This window comes from Streptomyces malaysiense, assembly GCF_000980885.2.
Lineage (GTDB): Bacteria > Actinomycetota > Actinomycetes > Streptomycetales > Streptomycetaceae > Streptomyces > Streptomyces malaysiense.
The window spans coordinates 1-7,239 of sequence record NZ_LBDA02000091.1 but is presented as its reverse complement, the minus strand read 5'-3'; the positions used below and the strand labels follow the sequence as shown (position 1 = coordinate 7,239).

General features: G+C 71.4%; 6 protein-coding genes and 1 pseudogene. 3 read left to right on the top strand and 4 right to left on the bottom strand.

What is annotated here, in order from left to right:
- Positions 1-417: 417 nt before the first annotated feature.
- Positions 418-750, bottom strand: coding sequence for a DUF4232 domain-containing protein (locus tag VT52_RS36310; RefSeq protein WP_053055588.1), 333 nt, complete (start codon positions 748-750; stop codon positions 418-420).
- 246 nt (positions 751-996) lie between these two features.
- Positions 997-1,341 (bottom strand): hypothetical protein, encoded by a 345-nt coding sequence (locus VT52_RS39600; RefSeq protein WP_046424438.1) that lies wholly within the window; start codon positions 1,339-1,341, stop codon positions 997-999.
- A 257-nt stretch (positions 1,342-1,598) separates the two neighbouring features.
- Between VT52_RS39600 and VT52_RS31160 the strand changes: the two genes are divergently transcribed.
- Both VT52_RS31160 and VT52_RS38260 read left to right on the top strand, forming a co-directional pair.
- On the top strand, positions 1,599-2,309 hold the full coding sequence (locus VT52_RS31160) for a DUF4232 domain-containing protein (protein WP_046424435.1): 711 nt from the start codon (positions 1,599-1,601) through the stop codon (positions 2,307-2,309).
- Positions 2,310-2,579: 270 nt separating this feature from the next.
- Positions 2,580-2,676, top strand: a pseudogene (locus VT52_RS38260).
- A 193-nt stretch (positions 2,677-2,869) separates the two neighbouring features.
- On the opposite strand, the gene VT52_RS39795 reads toward VT52_RS38260, so the two are convergent.
- Positions 2,870-3,178, bottom strand: a complete 309-nt coding sequence (locus VT52_RS39795; RefSeq protein ID WP_420856319.1) for a DUF6924 domain-containing protein — start codon at positions 3,176-3,178, stop codon at positions 2,870-2,872.
- Positions 3,179-3,367: 189 nt separating this feature from the next.
- Positions 3,368-5,500, bottom strand: coding sequence for a protein kinase domain-containing protein (locus VT52_RS31155; protein ID WP_046424432.1), 2,133 nt, complete (start codon positions 5,498-5,500; stop codon positions 3,368-3,370).
- 965 nt (positions 5,501-6,465) lie between these two features.
- Between VT52_RS31155 and VT52_RS31150 the strand changes: the two genes are divergently transcribed.
- Positions 6,466-7,239 (top strand): ATP-binding protein (locus VT52_RS31150; protein ID WP_143070945.1); only part of this gene is annotated, 774 nt, incomplete at its 3' end.

Genomic DNA, 7,239 nt, shown 5'->3' with positions numbered 1-7,239 from the left:
ACTCCGCATCTCGGGGGAACCTCAACCACCGATCGCACCACGCTTCGGGCCACAGTGGTGAAGCCCTGCGAAGCATGGCGTGCGCCCAGGCCTCACACCCCGCGCGGCCACAAATCTGCGACCGCCCAAAACACTTGTCCGCTAGGGGAGTTCCGCAGGCATTCGCCAGTTGATCATGCTGGAACCCGCTTTCTCACGGGTCGCAAAAGCTTGTTACACACCCCTGACATGCCGCAGGAGGACTCGACCCCAGGCCCCAGCCCGTGTCACTGAACCCTGGTCAGCCACGTGGCAGAGGTCAAAGCGCCGGCCAGGGCGGCTGGCGGAGCGGATCAGGCGGCAGGCCGGGCATGACGGGCGCCGTGCGGGGCGGGCCACGCGTGCGGGTACCGCTGGGACGTCCGGCCAGGTGTACGTTCAGCCGCCCTGGCCGGCGCTGTCCACCGGCCCGACGGTCACCTGGGAGGCGGTGTTGTCCGTGACGGGCAGCGTGGCGGCGTCGGGCCACTTGAGAGTGACCGTCCTGGTCTCGTTCGGCGGCGTCATCAGCAGCCCCGTGACGCGGACGCCGCAGCCGCCCGTGTCGTTGGACGGGTAATGGATGCCGAAGGCGATCGACTGCCCGTTCCTGAGGACCGCCGAGGTGGCCTTCTCACCCGAGCGCTTCGCGGACAGCGAGCCCTTCCTGTGCTGGAGGTCGACGCCGGCGTACCCCGAGATCGTGCAGTCCCGGCCACCGTGGTTCCTCATCGTCACCGCGACGGTGCGGTCGGGGTCGCGTCGATGGTGTTGTCCACCGCCGTGACCGCCGGATCGTCGGTACTGCACCAGGCCGTGTTGCCGGTCCTGCCCGCCGCGCCGGATCCGCTGCCTGCGGCTGTGCCCTGCGCGGAGGAGTCCTTGCCCGCCGAGCCGTTCCCGGCCGACGTTTCCGACCAACAGGACCGCTCAGTCACTGCGAGCCGTTCCCCCGAACACCAGCTGGGCACAGGCCTGTTACACACGCCGTCGCCCCACGCATCCCACCATCGGCCCCGCCCCCTGGCGCCTGCCGCCTGCCGCCTGCCGCCTGCCGGAAACCAGCGCCGGCCGGGACAGACCCGTGACGCGGTGGATCTTGACCAGTGACCCGGGCACGGCCGCCACGACGAGCAGCTTCTTGTCCTGGGCAATACCCTGGCGCAGCTCCAGCACCGCGCGGTGCTCGTCACGCATGAGCGCCCACGCGATGTGCGCCACCGGCGGCGCCCGGAACATCAGGTCGAAGGCCGGCCAGGGCGTCCGCTCCTCGGCCTTCTCGGTCTTCGGCGGCTTGCTGTACGCGATGAGCCTGCCCAGCACGGCCGTTCATTGCCGAGCGCGGCCGACTCCGTCGAGTTCCCGCCTCGCCGCCACCGCCGCCGCCACCGTCACCATGCCGCTTCGCCGGGTTCATCACATTTCACACAAGGTGTTGTCACAACCATCAACTCGACTGTCACAGCGTCATCTTGAACTGACCCACATCGCAACGGCCCGCCCGGAAGCAGTCATCCCCAGGAATGACAGCGGCTCGCCAGTTCGAGCGGACCGGACAAGACCACTTCGCAGGAGTGCCCATGCGCGTCAAGAACATCTCCGCCCTCGCCGTGATCCTCGCCGCGGCCGGCCTCTCGTTGACCGCGTGCGGCGGCAGCGACGGTTCGAGCACGGCGGCACGGAGCAGCACGTCGGCTTCCGCGAGCGGTTCCACGGGCGGCCAGGGCACGGCCACCGCTTCCTCCGGCACCTCCAGCGACACCACCGGCGGCACCGGGAGCGGCAGCACCGGCACAGGCACCGGCACCGGCACCGGCACCGGCGGCACAGGGAAGAAGGCCGGCACCCGGACCGGGACCACGGCGTCGGCCACCATGTGCAGGACAGCGCACCTCGGTTTCAGCGCCGCGTCAGCCGGAGTCAAGAACGAGATCGTCGTCAACCTGAGGAACACCGGCTCCACCACCTGCACCATGCACGGCTTCCCCGGCGTCCAACTCCTCGGTGCCGACGGCCTGGGCGACAAAGGCCCCGACGCCGCCCGCACCGACACCACCGCGCCCACCGTCACGATCGCCCCCGGCGAGGAGACCCGCTTCCTCCTCCACTACATCCCCGACACCAGCGGCTCCGGCAAGACCTACACCAAGCTCTCCGTCACCCCGCCCAACGAAACCGTCTTCGACGTCATGAACCTCGACGGCCAGAACATCACCGTCCCGGCCACCACCGGCAACGCCCCCGACGTGTACGTCGACCCCGTCGGCTACCACACCGGCACCGGCAAGTGACCGCACCACCAGTTCCTGCCCGCGCGAGGCCCGGCCCAAGAGCCGCTGCGGGTTGCAGGTCGTGGCCCACGCGGCCGGAGGGTTTCACGAACGCGCGCCCCAGCAAGGGGCTGCGGAGAACCAACTCCCCCTGCGCCAGGGACGGCCGTAGTGGACGGACAGGCCGCTGGCGACCTCACGCCGGTCTTTGACATGTCAGTCCCGTGTCAGGGGCCCGTGCCACTCTCTTTCACGTGAACGACCCTGGAGACCAGAGGGGGTCGGGAGCGAGGAGAGGTGCCCGGAGTGGTTGATCGGGGACCAGCGAGCACGCCTCGAGGTCGGATCCCTTCGGGGGTCCACGCAGGTTCGAATCCTGCCCTCTCCGCATCATGCGGCACGCCGCTCGCCGAGGAACACCCGGTGAGCGGCGTGCCGATGCGTTGCGGTATCGGTGGCGTCCGCCACGAGCTGATCCGCTGGACCTCGCGTCACAGGGCTGAGCCTCGGCGGTCTTCAGTACTCGCCTGCTGCACCGGGGGAGTTTTCGTTGCGCGGCTCTGGCCGCCGTCCAGGTGCTGTCAGTAGTGCTGTTGCCGGTCGACGCCGTCGTTGTCGGCGCTGCGGCTCCAGTCGCCGGAGCTCGTGTTGCCCAGTTCGATGTCGACGATGAAGGAGCCGGCTGCGGCGAGGGCGATCCTGAACGGGTCGTCGTCCTCGTCGGGAAGATTGTTCACGGCCGGCAGCGGTAAGTCCGCTCCGGAGGCCAGAGGCTGTTCGTCGGCGATGAGGAGGGTGCTGTCGGGCCGGTCCTCCGCGCCGCGGCTGATCCACGCCTGGAGCTGGTCTGCCGTGAAGCCTGTAGGGACCGGGTTGTCGATGACGGTGATCGAAGGATGTGCGGGCCAGGAGGGTGCCGGCGGCCTCCTCGATCACGGGGCCGCCGGCTCGGGTCCGGCGCCGGTGACTGCGCCGCAGTCATCGCACCACGATCGCGGACCGACCGCGGCGAAGGCCCCGGACCTGATCAGCCGCGACTTCACCGCGAGCGAACCGAACACGACATTGCGTCAGGACGGTCAGTTGGGCCCGCTCGGACTCCGGGAGAAGGCCGTGTCGCCGGCCGTCGCCACGATCGCGTCCCCGACCAGCAGCACTCGCGGCGGATAGGCCTGCGTCTTTTCCCCGGGGTCGTCCAGCGCGGAGGTGCGCCAGACCTCCGCTCCGGTGCGGCTGTCCAGTGCCAGCAGACGGCCGAAGCGGTTGGAGAAATAGACCCGCTTGTATGTGTCCGACACGGCGGGCGCGGACAGGCTCTCCACGTCCGTGACCTTCCGCCACAGTTGTCTGCCGCTGACCGCAGACACGGCGGTGACCGATCCGTCGGACCGGACGAAGTAGACGACGCCGTCTGCAAGAGTGGCCGCGCCGGTCAGCGGATGCGCCAGTGCTATCCGTTTGATCTGCCCGGTCTCGGGGACGACCCGCAGCAGCGCGTTGTAGGGCCGTTCGTACCCGGCTTCGTACACGTCCTTCGCGGTCTGGGGGGCGAGGAACAGGGGTTGCCCGCCGACAGCGCCGAGCGCTTCCGCCTTCTCGGGCAGTGTGGCGGTCGCGGTCAGGCTGCCGGGGCGGAGCCTCATCAGCTCGACCGGGGCCTGGCCGGGCTCGGTGCCCTTCGAGCACAGGGCGTAGGGGACGCCTCCCAGCACCGACGGAGTGCAGTTCTCGTCCAGTGAGGGCGCCCGCCACAGTTCCTGGCCGGAAGGCCCGTAGGCCACGAACGACGAGTAGTCGGGGGACAGGGTCAGCAGCCCGCCGTCGTACAGGACCGCGTTCTGCGACTTGTTGATGCCGCGTTGCCACCGCCGGTGTCCGGTAGCGGCGTCCAGGGCCACCACACGTCTGGCCGCGTCGTCCGGATCCTCGTACACATAGACCAGACCGTCGCGAACGCCGATCGGCTGCGCGCCCTGAGGTCGGGTGCCGGTCCGCCACACGGTGCGGCCGGACGCCGCGTCGACCCTGGCGACCGTGAAGCCCGTACCGCCACAGAACAGGGCGCTGCCCTCGGCCACGCATCCGGGGCTGTCGTAGTCGAGAGGGACGCCCTTCACGTCGTCCCGCAGTTCCGTGCGCCAGGGCCGCCAGCCGTCGGGCAGGGACGCCGCAGGGGCGCTCTCGGAGGCGGTGCTGGTGTGCGCAACGGACGCGAAGACCCCCGCCCCGACAGCCAGCGCCGTTACGGCCGCGCCGAGGCCGGTGAGCAGCATCCGTGTCCGGCGGCGCCTGCCGGTTCCGGTGCCGGTCGCGGCATCCGCCGAGACACCGGCCGCGCTCCGGGAATCGGGGCGGGGCCGGGGGGCCGCGGACTGCTCGGTCTTCGCGGAGCCGGTGACGTCGGACTCCGGCAGCGCCTCGAGCATGCGCTGTAGTTCCGGCAGTTCGGGCCGGGCGGCCGGGTCCTTGTCCAGGCAGCGCTCGACGATGCCCAGGAGCGCTCCGGGTACTCCGGCGAGGTCCGGGGTCCCGTGGATCACCTGGTAGCCGGTGATGTACGGGCTGTCGGCGTCGAACGGCCCCGTGCCGACGGCCGTGAAGACCAGCAGTGAGCCCAGCGAGAACACGTCCGAGGCCGGGGTCACGTCCCGGGGAGCGGCCAGTTGTTCCGGCGACATGAAGGGCGGAGTGCCGATCATCCGGCCGGTCGTGGTGAGGGTCTGGTTGTCGGCAGCACGCGAGATGCCGAAGTCGATGACGCGCGGCCCGTCCTCGGTCATCAGGACATTGCGGGGTTTGAGGTCCCGGTGCACCAGACCCGCGCGGTGGATGTCGCGCAGCGCCTCGGTGAGCCCGAGCCCCAGCGCGCGCAGTTCCCGCAGGTTCAGCGGGCCGTCCCGTTCCACGACTTCGGCGAGGTTGAGCCCCGGCACGTAGAGCGTCGCCATCCATGGCCGGTCGGCCTCCGGGTCGGCGTCCACGACCGGCGCGGTGAAGGCACCGCTCACCCGGCGAGCTGCCGCGACCTCCTGCCGGAAGCGCGTCCGGAACTCCTCGTCCTGGACACGGGGCCCGTGCGCGAGCTTGACCGCGACCTGCCGTCCCGAGGCGGAGACTCCCAGGTAGACGACTCCCATGCCCCCCGCGCCGAGCCGGCCGAGAAGGGTGTACCCGCCTATGGACTCCGGGTCCCCGATGCTCAGGGGCGTCATCGCCGATGGTCCTTCCGAGCGCCTGTCTGCCTCACGGGATCAGACTAGGGCCTGCGGCCGCGCGTCTCGCGCATCGGTGAGCTGGACGCCGTCTGATGACCTGGCATGTACGCACGAACGAGGTCGTGAGGTCTGCAGACGTATCGACCGCGCATGCGGCCGCTCTCCCACCGCCGTGCCACCGACCACCGCGTTGGCTGCCATGTCGGAGTTGGCGGGTGGGACCGGCGGGCAGGGCCCCGGGCGCAAGGGCGGCCCGGAGTCCTTCGCTGTCTGCGGACCAGCGGCGCCGCACCCGGGTCCTGCACATGTGAGTGCGATGCCCCGGGGGCCGAGCCGTGGCATCGTCCTGGCGTGCGTTTAGACCCTGGGGCCTTTCGGCCGCTCCCGTTCCGCCGGCTACGGTGCGGTGTCACCTCGCCCCTGACGGCCTGGCTACCCGCCGCCGGCTCCGGGCGGCGGGGCTGCGACCCGGCGGTCACCGTCCGGCCAAGATGGTGGCGAAGAACCGGACCGCGCTGCTGGCCTCGAACCTGGGCGGTTCCAAGTGCGTGCCCGCGTTGCGTGCAACGTCCTCTCCATCGGGGCGCAGGACCGACTCACCGGCCCGAGCCGAGCGGCAGCGGCGTCCGGTCCGCCCGCGCGCCGCCAGGGGGTGCTACCAGCCGTACTCAGCGGCATGGTCCGGGGCCGGACGCGAGCCGGCGCCACCTGTGCGGCGGAAGCTCGGGGCCGGGTTCGCCGTCCTGCACGGGCAGAGCCACGCCACGACTTCGGCCGGCCGTGGCCCACGACCGGCTTCGCCGTCTGGGAACCCGCGGGACGCCTGGAGGGCCTGAGGTGTCCGCGTGCCTGCGGTACCCCGGTCCCCGCCCGTGCTCGTGCCTCGCCGTCCACTGCCCGGCCCGGAGCGGCGGGCGGCGGCAGTACGGGCGGCTCCGCCTGCGTCCGCGGATGCCCGTGCCGTGTGGGTGGCGTTCGCCCCGCCGGACGCCCGGCACACCGCGTTCAGCGGCGAACTCATCCGGCTGCTGGACGAGAGTGAGCCGAGCGGTCCGGCCCAGTTGAGCCTGGCCTACCCGCACCGCCGACTGGACGAGGTGCTGACGCGGCGCTGGGGCACCGCGCCGCGGGTACAGATCACCGGCCACGGCGGAGACCTGGTCCTGGCGGCCAATCCCGGCTACCACCAGCCCCGCCAGGACGAGGGCTCCGCAGTGACCGTGCCACCGGACGCGGAGGCCCCGTACATCGGACTGCGTTCCTACGGCCGGCACAACAGCGGACTGTTCTTCGGGCGCGGGAAGTTGGTCGACGAGCTGGTGGGCCGGCTGCGCGGCCGGCTGTGGCAGCCGGGACCGCTCACGGTGGTGGGGCCGTCGGGATCGGGCAAGTCCTCGCTGCTGCGGGCCGGCCTGCTGCCCGCCATCACCCAGGGCGCACTGGGCGTCCCGGGGTCGGCGGGATGGCCGACCCCGGTGGTGCCCCCGGGCGGCGCACCGCTGGACCAGCTGCTGTCCGCGCTCAGTCGGCTCGGCCAGCCTCCCGACAACGGTCCGACGGCCGCCGACCGGGGCCGGGAGATCACCCACGACCACGTGTTCCGTGATCCGGGACTACTCGTGCAGGCCGTCCGCGCGGCGGTGGCTCGCGTCTCCGGTCGCCGAGCGGGCCCGAACTCGTCCGCCGTGGCGGATCGTCTGGTGCCGGTGGTCGACCAGTTCGAGGAACTGTTCACC

Excerpts from the sequence above, each read along its gene's own strand:
- VT52_RS36310 (WP_053055588.1), bottom strand. The coding sequence starts at position 750 with ATGAGGAACCACGGTGGCCGGGACTGCACGATCTCGGGGTACGCCGGC.
- VT52_RS31160 (WP_046424435.1), top strand. The coding sequence starts at position 1,599 with ATGCGCGTCAAGAACATCTCCGCCCTCGCCGTGATCCTCGCCGCGGCC.
- VT52_RS31155 (WP_046424432.1), bottom strand. The coding sequence starts at position 5,500 with ATGACGCCCCTGAGCATCGGGGACCCGGAGTCCATAGGCGGGTACACC.